This window comes from Limnospira sp. PMC 1279.21, from assembly GCF_032349615.1.
Classification (GTDB): domain Bacteria; phylum Cyanobacteriota; class Cyanobacteriia; order Cyanobacteriales; family Microcoleaceae; genus Limnospira; species Limnospira fusiformis.
The window spans coordinates 1-1,270 of record NZ_JARPLU010000399.1; the positions used below are offsets into that span (position 1 = coordinate 1).

Genomic DNA, 1,270 nt, shown 5'->3' on the forward strand with positions numbered 1-1,270 from the left:
CGGAACCCAACACCACCATCTCTCCGTTATGCTGGGTTTCACCCTCGTTTCACCCAACCTACAAATGTTGGGTGAAACCCGAGCAACAAATGTTGGGTTTCACCCAACCTACAAAGAGCGATCGCCTTCCAGTTGCTGTAAGCGAGCCTCCAATTCCCGCAGCCGCGTTTCCGCTAACTCCGCCCGCTGACGCTGTTGTTCGGCTTCCTGACGCTGTTGTTCAGCCTCCAAGCGCTGCTGTTGGGCTTCCTGACGCTGCTGTTCAGCTTCCAAGCGCTGCTGTTCGGCGATTTTGGCTAACTCTGTGGGGGTGAGAAATCGCTGACCATCAGGACGATAGATGGTGAACTGCTCCTCAATCAGTTCAAAGCGAATCCCTAACCGGGGACTCGTCCAGTTTTCCGCCTGCTCAATCAGTTCCAGGGAACCGGTTTGATTGCGTATCCACCCATGAAAATCAAAACGGTCTGGGTCGAAGATATAATATTCTTCCACCCCATAGCGATCGTAAAACTGCTGTTTCTTCACCATCTCCTTGAGACGATTTCCTGGGGAGAGAATTTCAAACACCACTTGGGGAGGGATATTCCCTTCTTCCCATTGTTTATAGGAACCGCGATCGCCTTTTGGTCGCCCGAACACCACCATTGCATCAGGTGCTTGTCGCAGTTTATTATTGCCTTCCATGGGATACCAGAGCAAATCTCCCGCTATAAAGACATTCGGATCATCATCAAACAGAATCTCCAAATTCTCTTTAATGACTACAATCCAGCGAAACTGGCGGGTATTTTCAGCCATGGGATTTCCATCAGAATCAGGGTAGATGACCTTTGTGGGTTGTGTGGGTTGAGGGGTAGTTACCATAAAATTAGACCTCTCAATTATTGAACTGGAATACACCATTGAGTCGGTGTCTATAGTTGGCTCACATTTTAGCTGATTTTTTCGTCAATAGTTAAGTAGGTTGGGTGGAGGTACGGAACCCAACACCACCATTGTTGGGTGAAACCCGAGCAACAAATGTTGGGTGAAACCCGAGCAACTCCACTAAAACCCTACCCTCCACAACCGCACCACCCCATCCCAACTCCCAGAAGCCAGAGTTTGACCATCTGGACTGAAGCTGACGCTATTCACCAACAATGTATGTCCCTTGAGTTGGCGCAGTTCCCGTCCGTTAGGCACATCCCACAGTCGCACTGTCTTATCATAACTCCCAGAAGCCAGGGTTTGACCATCAGGACTGAAGCTGACGCTTAACAAACTA

General features: G+C 49.4%; 2 protein-coding genes. Both read right to left on the reverse strand.

Going from position 1 to position 1,270, the window contains the following annotated elements; genetic code table 11:
* Window positions 1-108 precede the first annotated feature (108 nt).
* Window positions 109-867, reverse strand: a complete 759-nt coding sequence (locus P5683_RS24930; RefSeq protein ID WP_046321879.1) for a Uma2 family endonuclease — start codon at window positions 865-867, stop codon at window positions 109-111.
* Window positions 868-1,050: 183 nt separating this feature from the next.
* Window positions 1,051-1,270, reverse strand: a 220-nt coding sequence (locus P5683_RS24935; protein ID WP_396442727.1) for a WD40 repeat domain-containing protein, incomplete at its 5' end; no start/stop codon positions are given.

What these genes read in the sequence shown, in the direction of transcription:
- P5683_RS24930 (WP_046321879.1), bottom strand. Translation starts at nt 867, where the DNA reads ATGGTAACTACCCCTCAACCCACACAACCCACAAAGGTCATCTACCCT.